Source organism: Agromyces mediolanus (assembly GCF_044917495.1).
In the GTDB taxonomy this organism is placed as follows: Bacteria; Actinomycetota; Actinomycetes; order Actinomycetales; family Microbacteriaceae; genus Agromyces; species Agromyces mediolanus_B.
The window spans coordinates 306,904-323,461 of sequence record NZ_JAVSSI010000002.1; the positions used below are offsets into that span (position 1 = coordinate 306,904).

At 73.1% G+C, this 16,558-nt stretch carries 15 protein-coding genes; 4 read left to right on the plus strand and 11 right to left on the minus strand.

The window, feature by feature from the left end:
• Positions 1 to 36 precede the first annotated feature (36 nt).
• Complete coding sequence (locus tag ROT00_RS04210; RefSeq protein WP_404772570.1) at positions 37 to 1,026, plus strand: helix-turn-helix domain-containing protein; 990 nt, start codon at positions 37 to 39, stop codon at positions 1,024 to 1,026.
• A gap of 70 nt (positions 1,027 to 1,096) precedes the next feature.
• Here the strand turns inward: ROT00_RS04210 and ROT00_RS04215 are convergent, their stop codons facing one another.
• From ROT00_RS04215 to ROT00_RS04225, 3 genes are all read right to left on the minus strand, one after another.
• Positions 1,097 to 2,341, minus strand: a complete 1,245-nt coding sequence (locus ROT00_RS04215; RefSeq protein WP_404772571.1) for an ROK family protein — start codon at positions 2,339 to 2,341, stop codon at positions 1,097 to 1,099.
• A gap of 229 nt (positions 2,342 to 2,570) precedes the next feature.
• A complete protein-coding gene (locus tag ROT00_RS04220) occupies positions 2,571 to 6,206 on the minus strand; it encodes a glycoside hydrolase domain-containing protein (RefSeq protein WP_404772573.1) in 3,636 nt (1,211 codons plus the stop codon).
• A gap of 341 nt (positions 6,207 to 6,547) precedes the next feature.
• Positions 6,548 to 7,057: an FBP domain-containing protein gene (locus ROT00_RS04225; RefSeq protein WP_404772575.1), complete on the minus strand. Its 510-nt coding sequence runs from the start codon at positions 7,055 to 7,057 to the stop codon at positions 6,548 to 6,550.
• A gap of 75 nt (positions 7,058 to 7,132) precedes the next feature.
• Here ROT00_RS04225 and ROT00_RS04230 point away from each other — a divergent pair, with 75 nt between their 5' ends.
• Positions 7,133 to 7,681: a TetR family transcriptional regulator gene (locus ROT00_RS04230; RefSeq protein WP_404772577.1), complete on the plus strand. Its 549-nt coding sequence runs from the start codon at positions 7,133 to 7,135 to the stop codon at positions 7,679 to 7,681.
• 309 nt (positions 7,682 to 7,990) lie between these two features.
• Here the strand turns inward: ROT00_RS04230 and ROT00_RS04235 are convergent, their stop codons facing one another.
• A complete protein-coding gene (locus ROT00_RS04235; RefSeq protein WP_404772579.1) occupies positions 7,991 to 8,356 on the minus strand; it encodes a winged helix-turn-helix transcriptional regulator in 366 nt (121 codons plus the stop codon).
• Between the two features lie 111 nt (positions 8,357 to 8,467).
• Between ROT00_RS04235 and ROT00_RS04240 the strand changes: the two genes are divergently transcribed.
• Positions 8,468 to 9,328: an SDR family oxidoreductase gene (locus ROT00_RS04240; protein ID WP_404772581.1), complete on the plus strand. Its 861-nt coding sequence runs from the start codon at positions 8,468 to 8,470 to the stop codon at positions 9,326 to 9,328.
• A gap of 83 nt (positions 9,329 to 9,411) precedes the next feature.
• Here the strand turns inward: ROT00_RS04240 and ROT00_RS04245 are convergent, their stop codons facing one another.
• Genes ROT00_RS04245 through ROT00_RS04260 form a run of 4 tightly spaced genes read right to left on the minus strand, consistent with a single transcriptional unit; the run spans position 9,412 to position 12,904 of the window.
• Entirely contained in the window at positions 9,412 to 10,386 is a 975-nt protein-coding gene (locus ROT00_RS04245; RefSeq protein WP_404772583.1) for an aldo/keto reductase, read from the minus strand.
• The gene (locus ROT00_RS04250) at positions 10,383 to 11,171 is read right to left on the minus strand and encodes an amino acid ABC transporter ATP-binding protein (RefSeq protein ID WP_404772585.1); all 789 of its coding nucleotides are present in this window, start codon (positions 11,169 to 11,171) and stop codon (positions 10,383 to 10,385) included. The genes ROT00_RS04245 and ROT00_RS04250 overlap by 4 nt, the downstream gene beginning before the upstream one ends.
• Positions 11,158 to 12,057, minus strand: coding sequence for an amino acid ABC transporter permease (locus tag ROT00_RS04255; RefSeq protein WP_404772587.1), 900 nt, complete (start codon positions 12,055 to 12,057; stop codon positions 11,158 to 11,160). Before ROT00_RS04255 ends, ROT00_RS04250 begins: the two co-directional genes overlap by 14 nt.
• Complete coding sequence (locus tag ROT00_RS04260) at positions 12,041 to 12,904, minus strand: ABC transporter substrate-binding protein (protein WP_404772589.1); 864 nt, start codon at positions 12,902 to 12,904, stop codon at positions 12,041 to 12,043. Before ROT00_RS04260 ends, ROT00_RS04255 begins: the two co-directional genes overlap by 17 nt.
• Before the next feature lie 155 nt (positions 12,905 to 13,059).
• Here ROT00_RS04260 and ROT00_RS04265 point away from each other — a divergent pair, with 155 nt between their 5' ends.
• On the plus strand, positions 13,060 to 13,671 hold the full coding sequence (locus ROT00_RS04265; protein ID WP_404772591.1) for a MarR family winged helix-turn-helix transcriptional regulator: 612 nt from the start codon (positions 13,060 to 13,062) through the stop codon (positions 13,669 to 13,671).
• A gap of 34 nt (positions 13,672 to 13,705) precedes the next feature.
• Here ROT00_RS04265 and ROT00_RS04270 read toward each other — a convergent pair whose 3' ends face one another.
• The 3 genes from ROT00_RS04270 to ROT00_RS04280 are packed head-to-tail and all read right to left on the minus strand — an operon-like array spanning position 13,706 to position 16,532.
• The gene (locus tag ROT00_RS04270) at positions 13,706 to 14,671 is read right to left on the minus strand and encodes a BadF/BadG/BcrA/BcrD ATPase family protein (protein WP_404772593.1); all 966 of its coding nucleotides are present in this window, start codon (positions 14,669 to 14,671) and stop codon (positions 13,706 to 13,708) included.
• Positions 14,668 to 15,579 carry a carbohydrate ABC transporter permease gene (locus ROT00_RS04275; protein ID WP_404772595.1) on the minus strand — a complete coding sequence of 304 codons (912 nt, stop codon included), beginning with the start codon at positions 15,577 to 15,579 and terminating at the stop codon, positions 14,668 to 14,670. Before ROT00_RS04275 ends, ROT00_RS04270 begins: the two co-directional genes overlap by 4 nt.
• On the minus strand, positions 15,579 to 16,532 hold the full coding sequence (locus ROT00_RS04280) for a carbohydrate ABC transporter permease (RefSeq protein WP_404772596.1): 954 nt from the start codon (positions 16,530 to 16,532) through the stop codon (positions 15,579 to 15,581). The genes ROT00_RS04275 and ROT00_RS04280 overlap by 1 nt, the downstream gene beginning before the upstream one ends.
• Positions 16,533 to 16,558: the final 26 nt, after the last annotated feature.

A 16,558-nucleotide genomic window follows, 5' to 3' on the forward strand; every position in this document is an offset into this window, starting at 1 on the left:
GTAAAGTGGTCAGGCACGCGACCCGGAGGTGCAGCGATGGATGCCACGACGCGCCCCCGCCCGGTGCTCTCCCTCCTCCGCGAGGCGAAGGGCTGGAGCCAGTCCGAGCTCGCGGCGGCGGCCTACCTCTCGAAGGCGACCGTGTCGCGGATCGAGTCCGGCGACCTCCGGCTGAGCGACCAGACCCGGCGATCGCTCGCGCGGAGCCTCGGCTGTCCGCCCGCCGCGCTCGCCGACGGGGCCGCGATCCCCGAGCCGAGCTGGTCCGACTGCCGGCCGCGCGACGTCGCGGTCGCCGCGCTCCCCTCGCGCGAACGACGGCGGCTGCTCGCCGCGGTCCAGCTGACGGCCCACGAACTCGACGCGCTCGGCGCGCCAGCGCCGGACGACTCGCCCCTCGCCGCGCCCGCGGCGACGCCCGGCGGTGCGCGGACGGCCGATGCGACGCGGACCGCGCAGGCGCTGCGCGCGCGGCTCGGTCTCGGGCTCGCGCCCGTCGCCGACCTCGTCGGCACCGCCGAGGCGGCGGGCGGATCGCTCCTCGAGCGCGCCCTCCCCGGCTCGGTCGCCGCGATCGCCCTCCGCCCCGCGAGCCCGAGGCGGACGGCGAGCATCGTGCTGAACGCGGCGCTGCCCACCTGGGACCGCCGGGAGGCGCTCGCGCACGAACTCGGGCATCTGCGGCTCCCGCACGCCCCCGAGGACGCCGTCGTGCGCTTCGCCGACGAGCTGCTCGTTCCGAGCGAGGCCGTGCAGGACGGCCTCCGCCGCCCGCGGGTCACCGAGCTCCACCATCTCGTGGGGCTCGCCCGCCACTGGGGCGTCCCCGTCGCCTCACTGCTCCGCCGCGCCCAGGAGCTCGGCGAGCTCACCCGCCGGCGGCGCCTCGAGCTCGAGGACGCCGTGCGCCAGCACGGGCTCGATCGGCTGCAGGGCGCGCCGGGCGCGGAGCGTCCGCGCCGCGTCGACGCCGCCCTCCGGGCCCGCCGCCGCGCCTGGCACGACGCGCTCGTCCGGGTCGCCTGAGGGAGCGGATGCCGCGACGGCGCGACCCCCGCAGCGGCGCATCCCCCGCAGCGGCGCGACCCGGGAGCGCTCAGCCCTCGGGCGCCGCCGAATCCTCGGGTGCGCCCGGATCCTCCGGCGCGGGCAGGATGAGGGGCACGCCGAGTGTCGAACTCAGCGCGTGGCGCGCCGGGCCGACGAGGCGCTCGTGCATCGAGCGCGCCCGGGCGTAGCGGATGCCCGCGCCGCCCGTGCCCTTCGCCGGATTGGCGTCGAATGCCGCGAGCACCCGCGCGAGGAACGCGTCCCCGAGCGCAGGCCCCGCACCGCCGAGCACCACCTCGTGCGGGTCGAGCATCGCCGCGAGGATGCGCAGGAGCCGGGCTAGGGCGTAGGCGCCGGCGCCGAGCCTCGCGTCCGCACCCGGTCGCCCGGCGAGCTCGGCGATCTCCTCGAAGTCGAGCTCGTCGTGGTAGTCCTCGCCGAGCATCGCGGAGAGGGAGGCCACCGCCTCGACGCACCCCGTGGCGCCGCACTTGCAGCGCGGGGCATCCTCATCGAAGACGATGCGCACGTGGCCGATCTCACCCGCGCGCTGGTGCGCCCCGGGTACGACGACCCCATCGACCGTCACCGCGCCGCCGACGCCCTCGCCGAGCCGCACGAACAGCCGCTGCACCCGGCGCGACTCGTCGAAGGCCGACTCGTTGAGCGCTTCGCCGTCGGCGTCGTTCAGCACGAACACGGGGGCGCCGATCGCGGCCTCGACCACATCGGCCAGCGGCTCGCCGTGCCAGCCCATCAGCACGCTCTCGACGACCGTCCGGCCGTCCGTGACGCCGGGCGACTGGATGCACGTCGCGAGGATCCGTCCGGCGTAGTCGCGCGTCGCGGTCGCCGCCGCGGCCGCGACATCCGCCGCGTCCAGGCGCCCGCTCGCGGGGATGGCCGAGGAGCCGAGCCAGCGGCCGTCGAGCGAGATCAGGGCGATCCGCACCTCGCGCGGGCGGACGAGCACCACGCAGATGACGAAGCCGTCGGGGTCGAGCGCGAGCCCGGTGGCGCGCTTGCCGCCGGTGCTCGCGAGCGGCGCGGACTCGGCGACGAGCCCGAGTTGGATGAGCTCGGCCACGAGCGAGGAGGCCGTCGCGGAGGTGAACTGCGAGTCCCGGGCGATCGAGGCCCGCGTGCAGCGCCCCGGGTCGGCCGCGATCAGCTCGAGTGCGCGCCGGAGGTGCCTGCGGCGGATCGTGCTCTGCGCGTCGAGCTGCTCGCCCGGCTGGGCGCCGAGCGGCGAGCGGCGCAAGCGCTCGATCATGGTCGGGGCTGCCTCCACCGTGACTCCTCCCGCCGGGCGGCTCGACGGGGTCGGACGTGGCGCTCCCGCGCTCGGCCCACGCAGTTTACCCACTGAGTGAAGTCGCGAAGCCGCGCCCACGCCCACCGCGGCGCCCACCGCGGCCGCGACGGAGGCGGCGACCCCGATCGGGGCCGCCGCCTCCACGACCGGGCGGTCGCGGCGCACCGAGCCACGACCGCCCGCGCCGTCGACCACGGCGCTCCGCTCAGCCTCGACCGGGCACCCGCCGGCGTCGGCGCAGCACGAGGACCGTGCCGAACGCGGCCAGTGCGAGGCCGAGCGCGACGAGCCCGCCGAGTCCCGCGACGCCAGTCGACGCCAGGTCGCCGTCGCCCGACCCGCCAGGCCCCGCCGGCTCGCCGGGTCCGCCCGGCTCGCCGGGTCCGCCCGGATCCACCGAGGCCGCGCGCACGGTCACGGGCAGCTCGCGGGCGCCCTCGGTTCCGTCGGCGTCAGTCCCCCGCACGAACAGCGTGTGCGCCCCGGCCGGCGTTCCCACCGGTACGGTGACGGTCGCCGTGAACACGCCCGAGGCATCCGCCGTCCCCGATGCGAGCCGTACCGGCGCGGAGTGCAGCTCGATCTCGACCGCGCTGTCGGCCGCGAGGCCCGAGACGACGACCCGCGCCGGCTGCCCCGCGACGAGCGTCGCGCCGCCCGGCAGGGCGATCGTGAAGTCGGGCGTCTCCGGCTCGGCGGCCTCGACCGTAACGGTCGCCGACGCGGTCTTCCCGCCGTCGGCGCTCGTCACCGTGATCGTGGCCGTGCCCTCGGCGAGCGCGGTGACCGTCGCGGTCCCGCCGTCCGCGGCGACGCTCGCCACGGTCTCGTCGGAGCTCGCCCAGCTCACGGCCGGGTCGCTCGCATCGGCGGGGAGCACCGTCGCGGTGAGGGCGCCCTGCTGCCCGACCGTGAGCGCGAGCGCGCCCGGGTCGACGGTCACCTGCTCGACCGGCACCGGGATGGTGGCGGCGTAGGCGCGGGCGGTCTCGTCGAGCGTCGCGCGGAGCGCGGTCACGACCGCGGGGATGTCCACCACGCCCGGGTCGATCCGGCCGCCGAACGGGTCGGAGGCGTAGCCCGGGTTCTCCATGCCGGCCATGAGCGCGGTGAGCGTCGCGGACGCCTCCGGGCTCGCCTTCCGCAGGATGCGGATCTTCTCGGCATCCCGCGCGCCCTCGGTGAGCTTCTCCCAGCGGATCGAGCTCAGCGCCCCCGGGTAGATCTGGGCCGTGTCGCCCGACTCCCAGGTCTTGAAGTCGGTCGTCTGGAGCGGGTTCGACACGAAGCTGTCGAACGCCCAGCGGAGGAAGCCGTCGGAGCCGGTCGCGACCGTCTTCCACTGCACCCAGTCGCCCTCGGCCGGGTTCGAGCGGGTGAAGGTGTTCGGGAAGTGGCCGACGCAGCTGTACACGCTCGTGATGAGCCCGAGCTCGCGCCGGTGCGCGGACACCTCGGCGAACTCGGCGTCGCCGAGGTCGACGTAGTACGAGCCGAGCGAGATCTTCTCGATCCGGTCGAGGCGCGGGTCGCCGAGGCTGTTGTAGTTCATCGCGGCCCCGACCTTCAGCCCGGGCGCCTTCGCGGCGATGAGGTCGACGGCCTTCATGATGTCGCCGAGCGCGCGCTCGTCCATCGCCATGTAGGTGCGGTCGAACCAGCCCTTCTCCTTCAGGTGCGGGCCGAAGGCCTCGAGGAAGGCGCCCCACATCGAGTTCCACTGGGCGGTGCCGACGTCGACCTTGGCGTTCACGTTCTGGCCGGTGGCCTCGTCGTAGTAGAGGATGCGGCTCGCCCAGTTCACCATCGAGTAGGCGTCGATCTGCCCGTCGATGCCGATGTCGTCGATCATGTACTCGACCCAGGCGTCGAAGGCGGAGAAGTCGAACTCCCAGCCGCCCTCGCGCGTCTTCGCCCACTGCACCATCGAGCCGTACTTGTCGTAGGTCTGCGAGGCCCACGGGTCGGCGACCACGGTCGTGGTGATGACGTCCTGGCCGCCGTCGGCGAGCATCCGGTAGTACGGTCGCATCGCGTCGAAGTGGGCCTTCGTCCAGAGCTCGTCCGCCGGGACGCCCTCGACGCGGGCGATCGCGTACGGGTTCTGCCAGAGGTCGATGAACTGCTCCCACTCGCTCGGCTCGGGGAGGGTGAGCCGCAGCACCTCGAGCGTCAGCTCGAAGGTGAGCTCGGCGCCCTCCGCGCTCGTCGCGGTGACGGTGCCGGTGTAGTTCCCTGGCGCGGTGCCGGTGGGCACGTCGACGGTCATCCAGACGCCCTGCACCGAGCGCGCGGCGAGGTCGAACGGGACGTTGCCGCCGAGCACGTCGGGGACGCGCTCCTGCGGGCGGCCGGCGGAGGGGTTGCCCTGACCGGCGAGCACGGTGCGGATGACGTCGAGGGTGATCTCCTCGGCCGGGATCGACGCACCGCCGGGGCCGGTGAGGGCGCTCGCGGCGAGGGTCACGTCGGACTGCGCCTCGGTGCCGGTGCGGAAGACGAACTGCCCGTTGACGCGGTCGCCGCGCCAGGCCGTGGCCGACCAGGCGGTGCCGGTCATCTGCACGACGTCCTCGTAGTACTTCCGCTCGTAGTCGTCGAAGGTCTTCCGATCGACGTAGTGGAAGTTCGTGTCGCCGACGACGCCGGCGAGGCCGGAGCCGATGCCGACGACCTGCACCCGGCGGGTGGCGGTCTTGCCGCCGTCGACGGTCGTCGCGGTGAGCTCGGCCTCGCCCTCGGCGGCCGCGGTGACGGTGCCGTCTGCGGCGATCGTCGCGACGGCCTCGTCGCTGCTGGACCAGCGGATGCCGCGCTCGATCGCACCCTCGGGGAGCACCTTCGCGCTCAGCTTGGACTGCTGCCCGACGAGCAGGCGGAGCGGTGCGGCATCCAGCTCGACGCCGGTGACGGCGACGTTCTCGGTGTAGACGGTCGCGAAGTCGATCTGCCCGTCGGCGCGGGACGCCGCGGGGTTCTTGTCGCCGGTGAGCCGGAGCGTGACGGTGTGCTCGCCGTACGGGAGGAGGCCCGTGCTGAAGACCTGCTGCTTGAACAGCCGTCCGCTGCTGTAGCCGTCGACCACGGTCTCGGCGCCGCCGTCGACGGAGACGCCGTAGCGGCCGTGCTCGGGCGCGGTGACGCCGTGCAGGGTCGCGAGCACACCCGTGAAGGTGAACGTGAAGCTCGGGGTGCCCGCGGGCTTCGCCCAGTGCTCGGTGCCGTTGTGGTAGTTCGTGGTGCTGTTGCCGGTGCCGGCGACCCATCCGGTGCCGTACGCGAAGCGGTGCGGGCCACTCGTCGTGGCGTCGTCGACGATGCCGCCGACGATCTCGGTGGGTTCGGGGGCGACGACCTCGGCCGCGTCGATCGAGACGCCGATGCCGGTCGACGCGGCGTGCTTGTCGCCGGTGACGCGGTACGTCAGTGTGTGCGCCCCGTCGGCGAGCGTCGGGCTCTCGAACAGCAGCTGCTTGTAGGAGCGGGTGGCGGCGTAGCTGTCGGCGGGCACCTCGGGGCCGCCGTCGATCGAGACGGCGGCGATGCCATGACCGGGCGCGGTGACGCCGAAGAGCCGCACGGCGGTGCCGGTGAAACGGAGGGTGAAGCTCGAGGTGCCGTTCGTCCAGTGCTCGGTGCCGTCCTGCCAGCGGCTCGTGTCGAGGCCGGTCGAGGTGGACCATCCGGATCCGTAGTCGAACTGGCCGTCCCCCTTCCCGGTCTTCGCGTCGTCGATGACGGTGACGAGCTCGGCGGATTGCGCGGGCGGGGCGGTGAACAGGACGCCGCCGAGCGCGACGGCGAGGGCGACGATGCCCGCGAGTGATCGCGTGATCTTCATGTCGGTCCAATCGGGGAGAGAGGTCGGTAGTACCTTTAGTGACCGGCTAAACTAAGTTCCACTCAAGCTAGGGCCGCACTCCCGGGCTGTCAAGACCCCCATCTCCCGCGCCCACATCCGCATCCGTCGCCCCGCCGCACCCGCATCCGTCGCGCGCCGTCCCGCACTCCTCGCGACCTGCGAGTTGCACGACGGACGTCCCGACGCGCCGATCCCGCGCGGCACGCTGCCGCAGCCGTCGTGCAACTCGCACACAGGGCGAGAGCAGGGCAGGGCGGGGCAGGGGCGAGCAGGGAGGGGGCGGGGCGGGTGCGCAGGGCGAGGCAGGGCGGGCGGATGCCTCAGGCGAGCACGTCGGCGAAGAAGGCGTCCGTGCGCTCGACGAGACCGGCGACGCGACCGGCGACGATCTCCTCCACGGGCGGGTCGAGCGGACCGCGGAGCGGCGGCTGCCGGACGCGGGCGTGGCAGGCGAGATCCTCGCAGGCGAGCACGCCGACGGTATCGCCCCGCGCGCCGGCGGCACCGGCCCGCGGCGCGGTGAAGAGCGCCACCTCCTCGAAGCGCGCGGTGAAGCGGCAGAAGGTGCACATCACCGCGCGGTCCGGACGGCCGGGCGCACGGGCGATCATGAGCAGCAGCCCCTGCGGACGCGGCATCCCGTCCGGCCGATCGGCCGCCCAGCGCACGAGGTAGCCACGGTGGCGGGCCCGCGGATCGCGCCAGGCGAGCACGTCGCGCACCGACCAGTCGAGCTCGCCGAGGCCGCGGGGCAGCAGCATCGTGCGGCGGACCCGGTCGTCGGCGTTCCGGATCGATCCGCGGATCTCCCGCGGTCTCAGTTCGCGCATGCTGCTTCTCCCTCCAATTTGGGCATGTGTCCAAATCGACTCTACGCAGGATTTGGGCGACTGTACAATTCAGGGATGAGCTACCTCCCCCGCGACGAACGGCGCACCGAGCTGCTGCACGCCGCCGTCCGCGTGCTCGAGCGCGACGGGCTCGCCGCCGTCACCTCCCGCGCTGTGGCGACCGAAGCGGGCGTCTCCCCCGGGCTCGTGCACCACCGATTCACGAGCACCTCCGAGCTCGCCGCCGAAGCGTGGCGCGCCTACGTCGACCGCGAGCGCGCGGCGTACGAGCACGAGACCCCGACCCCCGGACGAGCCTCCGTCGACGCGTTCTTCGCCCCGTTCGCGGCCGGCGACCGCACGGAGCTCGCGAGGTGGGCGGATGCCTGGCGGCACGCGCAGAGCGACGCGCTGTTCGCCGGGGCCTTCGCCGAGAGCTACCGCGGGCTCGAGCGCTCGCTCGCCGCCCGGATCCCGGGCACCGGCGACCGGACGGCCGCCGCGAGCCGCCTGCTGCTCATCGCCTTCGGCCTCGCGGGCGCCCAGCGGATCGACCCGGACCTGGTCCCCGGCCCCGCCGCCCGCATGTCGGCGGCCATCGACCGCGAGCTCGCCGCCCCCTGAGCCCCCTGCCCCTGGCCCCACCCCTGGCCCGCGCTCGGGCCCGCCCCCTGGCCCACCCCGGCCCACCACTGACCCCAACTCGCCCGACCGCTCTGCGAGTTGCACGACGAACGCGGCGGCACGCCCCCGCCGCGCGGCGCGTCGAGGCATCCGTCGTGCAACTGGCAGATGGTGAGGGCAGGTCAGGGCAGGGGCGGGTCAGGCAGGTCAGGGCAGGGGCGGGCGGGTCAGGCGGGGCAGGGCGGGGGCGGGCCGGCGCGAGGCCGGGGGCCGGGGGCCGGGGCAGGTGCGTCGGGGCAGGCGGGGCGGTCAGGCCTGGGCGACGATCCCGTCGGCGTGCTCGGCGACCCAGCCGACGAGGGGCAGCATGCGCTCCATGAGCTCCTCGCCGAGCGGGCTCAGCGCGTACTCCACCCGGGGCGGCACCTCGGGGTAGGAGGTGCGCACGACGATGCCGTCGGCCTCGAGGGTGCGCAGCGTCGAGGCGAGCATCTTCTCGCTGATGCCGTCGACCTCTCGGCGCAGCTCGCCCCAGCGCAGCGTGCCCTCGCTGAGGGCGAGCAGCACGAGCACGCCCCAGCGGCTCATGACGTGGTCGAGCACGACCCTCGTCGGGCAACCGTGGGTGAAGATCTTCGGGCGTTCGATGCGCAGATCCGCAAGACTTACCTGCATGTGGGTACCTTACCGGAAAGTGGGTACCCCCCGGAAGGAATGCGAAGGCCGAGGCATCCGGTTGGCCCTTGGTGACGCCGGAGGGGCCGGCGCTCCCGAAAGGACCATCGTATGACCATCCTCGTCACCGCCGCCTCCGGCCAGCTCGGCCGCCTCGTCGTCGACGCCCTGCTCGAGCGCGGGGTCGCCCCCGCCGAGCTCGTCGCCACCGCCCGCGACACCGCGAAGCTGCAGTCGGCCGCCGAGCGGGGCGTCCGCACCGCCGTGCTCGACTACGACCGCCCCGAGACCATCGCCGCCGCGCTCGAGGGCGTCGACACCGTGCTGCTCATCTCGGGGAGCGCCCCCGGCGCCCGCGCCGCCGGCCACCGCAACGTCATCGACGCCGCGAAGGCAGCGGGCGTCGCGAAGCTCGTGTACACGAGCGTGCCGAACGCCACCACCGCCGAGTTCGTGCTCGCACCCGACCACAAGGCGACCGAGGAGGCCATCGCCGCCTCGGGCGTGCCCGCCGTCATCGCCCGGCACAACTGGTACACCGAGAACTACGTCGGCGACGTGCAGCAGGCCGCCGAGTCGGGCACCATCCTCGCGAGCGTCGGCGACGGCAAGGTCGCGAGCGCCACCCGCGCCGACCTCGCCGCCGGCCTCGCCGCGCTGCTGACCGAGGACGGCCACCTCGGCGCCGTCTACGACTTCTCCGGCGAGCACGCCTGGGGCTACGAGGAGCTCGCCGCCGCGGCATCCGAGCTGACCGGCCGTCAGGTCGCGTACACGCCCGTCTCGAGCGAGGAGCACGTCGCCGCGCTCGAGGCCGCCGGTCTCGACGCCGGCACGGCCGGCTTCGTCGCGGGGATCGACGACGGCATCCGCCGGGGCGTCCTCGCGAACGCCGACGGCACCCTCGCCCGCCTGATCGGCCGCCCGACGACCTCGCTCGTCGACGGCCTCCGCCAGGCGATCTCCGCCTGAGCCGGCCGACGGACGAACCAGGAGGGGCGGCGCCGATCGGCGCCGCCCCTCCTCGCATCGCAGCGGATGCATCCCGCAGAGGCTCAGGCCACGAACTCCTCGGTGAGCGGAGCCGCGTGGGCGTAGGGCGGGTCGATCTCGTGCGCGTCGATGCCGAGCCCGGCGGCGAGCCGGCGCACCTCGTCGCCACGGGCCGCGGCGAGCGCGACGCCGCGCAGGTTCGCGTCGATCTGCTCGGGCCGCGTCGCGCCGAACAACAGCGAGCACACCTCGGGCTTCGACACGGCGAAGGCGATCGCGAACTCCGCCGCCGTCACGCCGAGCTCGGCGGCCGCCGCCTGGATCGCGGGCACCCGGGCGCGGATCTCCTCGCGGATACCGCCGATGTCGAGGCCGATCGTCCGGACCGGCGCGAGGGTGCCGGTGAGGATGCCGCCCTCGAGGCTGTCGGAGGCGTGCACGCTGATCCCGGTCTCGGCGAGGACCGTCGTGTAGTCGGGTCCGTCGACGACGTTCTGCCGCACGAGCGAGTACTTCAGCTGCACGAGCTCGGGGGTCGGCAGCCCGCGCTCGCGGCAGTGGCTCCAGGCGCGGTGGATGAGCTCGGGGCGCCAGTTGAGCCCGCCCCAGACCCGGGCGCGGCCGGAGGTGACGAGGCCGGCGGCCTCCTCCGCGAGGGCTTCGACGTCCATGCCCTCGCGCGGGTGCTCCACGATGATGACGTCGACCCGCTCGACGGCGAGGCGGCGGAGCGAGGCGTCGAGCTGCGCCGCGAGCGAGCGCTCGGGGTAGTCGAAGAACCAGACCTTCTCGGCGAGGACGATGTCCTCGCGGCCGAAGGACGCCTCCTGCAGCATCCGCCCGAAGAGCACCTCGGTGTGCGGCTTGTCGCGGTAGTAGGCGACGTCGAAGAAGCGGATGCCGCTGCGGTACGCGTGGTCGACGAGCGCGACGTTCGCCTCGAAGCTCAGTCGCGAGTAGGTGTTCCAGGAGCCGAGCGAGAGTTCGCTGACCTCGATGCCGGTGGTGCCGATGGTTCGCATGGTTCTGTCGTTCACTTTCTCTTCATTGCGTTGACGAAGGCCTTCGCGCGGTCGGACTGCGGGGCGGTGAGGACCTGCTCGGGGGCGCCGAACTCGACGATCCGCCCCTCGTCGAGCAGGGCGACCGCGTCGCTCACCTCGCGTGCGAAGTTCATCTCGTGGGTGACGATGAGCATCGTCATCCCGGCGTCGGCGAGCTCGCGCATGACGTCGAGCACCTCGCCGACGAGTTCCGGGTCGAGGGCCGAGGTGGGCTCGTCGAAGAGCATCACCGCGGGGCGCGGCGCGAGGGCGCGCGCGATGGCGACGCGCTGCTGCTGGCCGCCGGAGAGCATCGCCGGGTACTGCCCGGCCTTGTCGGCGAGGCCGACCCGGTCGAGCAGGAACCGTCCGCGCTCCTCGGCCTCGGTCTTCGACTGCCGCTGCACCACCCGCAGCCCCTCGCAGACGTTCTCGAGGGCGGTGAGGTGCGGGAACAGGTTGAACTGCTGGAAGACCATGCCGAAGTGCACGCGCTGCCGGCTCTTCCGCTTCTCGGCGAGCGGGTGGTACACCCCGTCGCGCAGCTCGAAGCCGAGCACCTCGTCGCGGTAGCGGATCTCGCCGGAGTCGATCTGCTCGAGCAGGTTGATGCAGCGGAGGAAGGTGCTCTTGCCCGAGCCGGAGGGGCCGAGCAGGCTGATCACCTGCCCCTCGTGCAGGTCGAGGTCGATGCCGGAGAGCACGGTGTGCTCGCCGAAGCGCTTCTCGACGTCGCGGGCGCGCACGAGCGGCGCCCGGTCCGGGTCAGTCGTCGACACCGCGGAACCCCTTTCCGAATCGCTTCTCGAGCTGGCGCTGGCCGAGCATCGCGATGCTGGTGAGCGCGAGGTACCAGATGCACGCCACGACGAGCAGCGGGATGGTCTGGTAGGTCTCGCCGTAGATGAGCTGCACGGTCGTGAGGAGCTCGGTGTACCCGATCACGAACACGAGCGAGGTGTTCTTGAAGAGGGTGATCATCTCGTTGCCGAGCGGCGGGATGACGACCCGGATCGACTGCGGGGCGATGATCCGGCGCATGGCCTGCCAGTGGGTCATGCCCATCGAGCGGGCGGCCTCGAGCTGGCCGCGCGGCACCGAGAGGATGCCGCCGCGGTAGATCTCGCCGATGTACGCGCCCTGGATCAGGGTGAGCCCGAGCACCGCCGCGGTGGACTGGGAGATGAGGGTGTTCGTCGGCAGCGTCGCGAACGGCGGCAGGAACGGGAGCCCGATGGGGATCTGGGGCAGGAGCGCCGCGAGGAAGAAGATGAACAGCAGCAGGACGAGGGCCGGGATGGCGCGGATGAGCCAGATGTAGACGGCGCCGATGACCCGGAAGACGGGGTTCGACGACATCCGCAGGAAGGCGACGACGCCGCCCATGATGAGCCCGGTGACGGCGCAGGTGATCGTGAGGACGATCGTGTTGCCGAGGCCGGCGAGGATGTCGGGGTGGAAGAGATACTCCGCGACGACGTCCCACTGCCAGTTCCGCCCGTTGACGAGGAAGTCGACGACGCCGAGGAGGACGAGCGCGAAGACGCCGCCCGAGATCCACCAGCTCCAGCGCACCGGCCTGGCGAAGCGGTACTCGCGCCGCTCCCCGCTCGCGGCGCCGGCCGGGGTGGCCGGCGCCGCGAGGGACTCAGAAGTCGGAGCCATTGATCTCGATCTCCTCGAGCGCGAGGCCCTCCTGGCCCCACTCGGCCAGGATGCGGTCGTAGGTGCCGTCGGCCTTCATCTCGGCGAGCACGCGGTGGATCGCCTCGGTGAGCTCGGGCTTCTCCTTCGGGATGCCGACGCCGTAGGGGGCGAGGAGCTCCGCCTCGCCGGCGAGCTCGAACGCGTCCGGGCTGTCCTTCACGAGCTGGTTGGCGACGGCGAGGTCGGACCACTCGACGTCGACGCGGCCGCTCTGCAGGGCGAGGGTGGCGGTGGGGCCGTCGGCGTAGCCCTGGATGTCGATCGCGGGCTTGCCGGCGGCCGTGCACGCCTGCTGCTCCTCGTCGGCGTAGCCCTGCTGGATGCTGCCCTTCACGATCGCGAGGCTGCGGCCGCAGAGGTCGTCGCGGCCGGTGACGCCGGCGGGGTTGCCCGCCTGGACGACGAGCACGACGCCGCCCTTCACGATGTCGACGAAGTCGAGGGTCTTGCGGCGTTCGGCGAAGTCGCCGGCGGCGAGCGCCACGTCGTAGCGGTTGGCGAGGACGCCGGGGATGACGGCGTCGGAGGACACCTTCTCGAAGCGCACCTCGAGCCCGAGCCGTTCGGCGTACTCGCGGGTGAGGTCGGGGATGACGCCCTTCATCTCGCCGCTCCCGCCCTCGGTGTACTTCAGCGGCTTCACGCTGCCGCTGTCGGCGGTGATGAGGATGCCGGGTTCGGCGAGCGCGGCGGAGAGGGGGTCGGCGGCGTCGGCGCCGGACTGGGCGCAGCCGGTCAGCCCGAGGGCGAATGCGGCGACGAGTGCGCCGCCGAACACAGCGGAGCGACGGGGGGAAAGCTTCATTGCTCGTCCTTTCAGAGAGGCGGTGTGAGGCGACCATACCCACGCCCCGCCGCGTTAGTCAATATGTGAACTAAATTGCCCGCGGCTGGGTATGATCGGGGAATCGCCTGCACGTCGACGTGCGTCGCGGGCGCCCCAGCCAGCCGAGGAGTGGGATGGATCCTGATCGCAGCGCAGCACGGAACCCGGCCGTGAGCGGCCCCGCCGACCGCCCGAGCACGGGGCGCTCACCGGCGCCCGACTTCGACTCCGCCCCCGACGCCGGCGAGGTCGACTACTGGTCGTTCGTCGACCACTTCGCGAAGAACGCCGGCGAGCAGCGGCCCTGGCTCGACCTCGAGGCCGCCGAGTTCTTCATGACTCTGCACCGCGCCTTCGAGCTCATCGTCTACGACATCCGCGGCGAGCTCGAGCAGCGGATGAGCTCCGCCGCGCTCCGGGTGCTCCTCGTGCTCACGACCGTGGGGCCGTCGACCCTGCTCCGGGTCACCGAGCTCACCGGGATGAGCCGCGCCGCCGTGTCCGCCCTGCTCAAGCGGCTCGAGGCCGACGGGCTCGTCGACCGCTCGCCGTCGCCGGAGGACGGCCGGAGCATCGTCATCCAGGCGACCGAGGAGGGCAAGCGCGCCTGCGACGAGGTCTACCGCGACTACAACGCGCGGGAGTCGTTCTGGTACGGCCACCTCGACCCCGAGGAGGCCGAGGCGATCAAACGCGGGCTGTCCCGCCTCGCCGCGAGCGTCAGCGAGGCCCGGCGGCGCAGCTGAGCCGCGTCGCCGCTCGGGCGCGCCCCATCGCCGCTCAGGAAAGCCAGAGCGACGGCGCGCGGGCGACGAGCTCGCGCCCCGCCGCGCGCTCGGCGAGCAGCAGCGCGCCGTCGAGCGGATCCCCGAGCGGTGCGCGGAGCTCGGCATCGGGACGCAGCTCGGCGAGCGTCGCCGCGAAGCGCTCCGCGAGCGCCCCGCCGGCGCGGAACAGTCCGCCCGTCGCCGCGACGCGCGGCGCGAGCCCCGGCACGAGGGCGGCCGCACCGCTCCGGGCCGCCTCCTCCCCCGCGGCGGACACGATCGCGAGCGCGGCCCCGTCGCCGGCCGCGGCGAGCGCCACGACGTCGGGCACGAAGCCCGCGAGCACGCCGGCCCGGTCGTCGCGGGTGTAGAGCTGGGCCGGCCAGCCGAGCGGCTCGCCGAAGCGGGCGCGGGCGGCGTCGAGGAGCGCGCGGCCCGAGGCATCCACCCCGTCGTGCGCCCGGAGCGCCGCCTCGAGCGCGGCGCGACCGATCCAGGCGCCGCCGCCGCGGTCGCCGAGCAGGTGCCCCCAGCCGTCGACGCGGTGCCAGATCCGGTGCCCGTCCGAGCCGAAGGCGATCGCCCCGGTGCCGAGCGCGACGATCGCGCCGGATTCCCCGCCGAGGGCGCCGAGGTGGGCGGTGACCGCGTCGATCGCGACCGCCACTGCAGGGGCCGGGGCGTCCGCTGGCCGGCCCTGCTCGAGCTCCGCGCGCAGCGCGCCGGCGAGGGCGGCCGGGTCGGCGACGAGCGTGCCGAGCCCGGTGGAGCCGAGGCCGAGCCCCTCGACCGCGGCGAGCTCCTCGGGCCACCGCTCCCGCGCCAGGCGGAGCAGTCCGAGCGCGGTCGCCGGCGCCGAGCTGCCCGCGCCGGTCACCCCGACCCGTTCCCCGGCGAGCTCGCGCCGCGCCCCGGCGCCGCCGACGAGGGCGAGACGACTGCCGGAGCCGCCGAGGTCGATGCCGAGGCGGAGACTCACTTGCTCATGCCGGCGGTGAGGCCCGAGACGATCTGCTTCGTCGCGAGCAGGAACAGCACGACTAGCGGGATCGTCGCGAGCGTGAGGCCCGCGAAGAGCGTCGCCCAGTCGGTCTGGTACTCGCCGAAGAAGCGGGTGATGCCGACCGGGAGCGTGTATGCCGACTGGTCGCGGATGAGGATCAACGGGTAGAAGAAGTCGTTCCACACCGGCACGAAGCGGAACACGATCACCGTGGCGATCGCCGGGCGCACGAGCGGGAGGTGCACCCGCCAGAACGTCGCGAACGGCCCGGCGCCGTCGAGGCGGGCCGCCTCGTCGAGCTCGATCGGCAGCTGCCGGAAGAAGCTCGCGAGCACGAACGTCGAGAACGGGATGCCGAGGGCGCCGTAGACGAGGATCAGCCCGCCGAGGTTCGAGATCATCCCGGCGGAGTCGAGCAGGAAGAACAGCGGCAGGATCGCGAGGTACACCGGCAGCATCAGCCCGGAGAGGAAGAGCCCCTCGAGCGTCGCGAACAGCTTCGACTTCGTGCGGGCGAAGGCGTACGCCGCGAGCAGCGACACCGCCGTCGAGAGCAGCACCGAGGCGACCGTCACGAAGATCGAGTTGAAGAAGTAGGTGTCGAACGACGCCGTGATCCACGCCTTCTGGTAGCTCGTGAAGTCGGGCGGCAGCGGGAGGCCGAGCGGGTGCTTCGCCATGTCCTGCGTGGTGCGGAGCGAGTTCGACAGCATGAGCAGCAGCGGCGCGATCGAGATCGCGGCGTAGAGCCAGAGGAAGGTGCTCGAGGCGACCCCGCTCGCGGTGACCTTCTGGCGGCGGCGCGGGGGCGCGGTGCGCTGGCGGCCCGGCTTCCGGCCCTCGGATGCCGCGTCGGCGGTGCTTCGGGAGATCGTCGCGGTCATCAGAAGAGCTTCCGTTCGGCCCGGCGCATGAGCCAGGTGATCAGCATCGAGATGCCGAAGATGAAGAGGAACAGCAGGGTCGCGATCGCCGAGCTCGTGCCGATGGCGTTCGAGGAGCCGGACTCGAACGCGGTCCGGTAGAAGAGGAGGCTCAGCACATCGGTCGCGCCAGCGGGGTTGCCCTGCGAGCCGCCGAGCGCGTACGGGATCGGGAAGGCCTCCATGGCCCCGATGAAGGTGAGCACGCTCACCGTGCCGATCGCGGGCACGAGCATCGGCAGCGTGATCGAGCGGAACCGCTGCCAGGCGCTCGCGCCGTCGAGCGAGGCCGCCTCCTCGATCTCCTCCGGGATGCCGCCGAGGGCGGCGCCGTAGAGGAGGACGGGGAAGCCGATCCACTGCCACGCGGTGACGAAGACGACCACCCAGATCGCCGTCTGCGGGTTCCCGAGCCAGGGCTGGGCGACGTCGCCGAGGCCGATCGTGCGGAGCACGGCGTTCACCGGCCCGAAGAGCGGCGAGAGCATGAGCGACCAGAGGTAGCCGATGACGAGCGGGGAGACGAGGTACGGCAGCGTGTACATCGTCTGGAAGAAGCGCTTGAAGCGGCGCACCCGGTGGAGCAGGGTCGCGAGGCCGAGGCCGACCGTGTTCTGGAACAGCATCGCGCCGACGAACAGCAGCACGTTGTGCACGAAGGCGTTCGGGATGTCCTCGCTGTACGGGAGCTTCGTGAACAGCGTGAGGTAGTTCTCGATGCCGACGAAGTCGCCGCGCACGATGCCCGTCCACCCGAAGAACGAGTAGCTGAGCGCCGTGAGCAGCGGGTAGGCGATGAACACTCCGAAGAGGATCAGCGCCGGGAGGACGAAGACCATGCCCGCCCGTCGGGTCAGGGCGATGCCCGTGTTCCCTCGGCGACGGGGCGCCGTGGTCATGGTGGTGGCGGACATGGTCTTCGTTCCTCGCTATCGGGTGT

What these genes read in the sequence shown, in the direction of transcription:
- ROT00_RS04210 (WP_404772570.1), top strand. Translation starts at nt 37, where the DNA reads ATGGATGCCACGACGCGCCCCCGCCCGGTGCTCTCCCTCCTCCGCGAG.
- ROT00_RS04220 (WP_404772573.1), bottom strand. Translation starts at nt 6,206, where the DNA reads ATGAAGATCACGCGATCACTCGCGGGCATCGTCGCCCTCGCCGTCGCG.
- ROT00_RS04225 (WP_404772575.1), bottom strand. Translation starts at nt 7,057, where the DNA reads ATGCGCGAACTGAGACCGCGGGAGATCCGCGGATCGATCCGGAACGCC.
- ROT00_RS04230 (WP_404772577.1), top strand. Translation starts at nt 7,133, where the DNA reads ATGAGCTACCTCCCCCGCGACGAACGGCGCACCGAGCTGCTGCACGCC.
- ROT00_RS04235 (WP_404772579.1), bottom strand. Translation starts at nt 8,356, where the DNA reads ATGCAGGTAAGTCTTGCGGATCTGCGCATCGAACGCCCGAAGATCTTC.
- ROT00_RS04240 (WP_404772581.1), top strand. Translation starts at nt 8,468, where the DNA reads ATGACCATCCTCGTCACCGCCGCCTCCGGCCAGCTCGGCCGCCTCGTC.
- ROT00_RS04255 (WP_404772587.1), bottom strand. Translation starts at nt 12,057, where the DNA reads ATGGCTCCGACTTCTGAGTCCCTCGCGGCGCCGGCCACCCCGGCCGGC.
- ROT00_RS04260 (WP_404772589.1), bottom strand. Translation starts at nt 12,904, where the DNA reads ATGAAGCTTTCCCCCCGTCGCTCCGCTGTGTTCGGCGGCGCACTCGTC.
- ROT00_RS04265 (WP_404772591.1), top strand. Translation starts at nt 13,060, where the DNA reads ATGGATCCTGATCGCAGCGCAGCACGGAACCCGGCCGTGAGCGGCCCC.
- ROT00_RS04275 (WP_404772595.1), bottom strand. Translation starts at nt 15,579, where the DNA reads ATGACCGCGACGATCTCCCGAAGCACCGCCGACGCGGCATCCGAGGGC.
- ROT00_RS04280 (WP_404772596.1), bottom strand. Translation starts at nt 16,532, where the DNA reads ATGTCCGCCACCACCATGACCACGGCGCCCCGTCGCCGAGGGAACACG.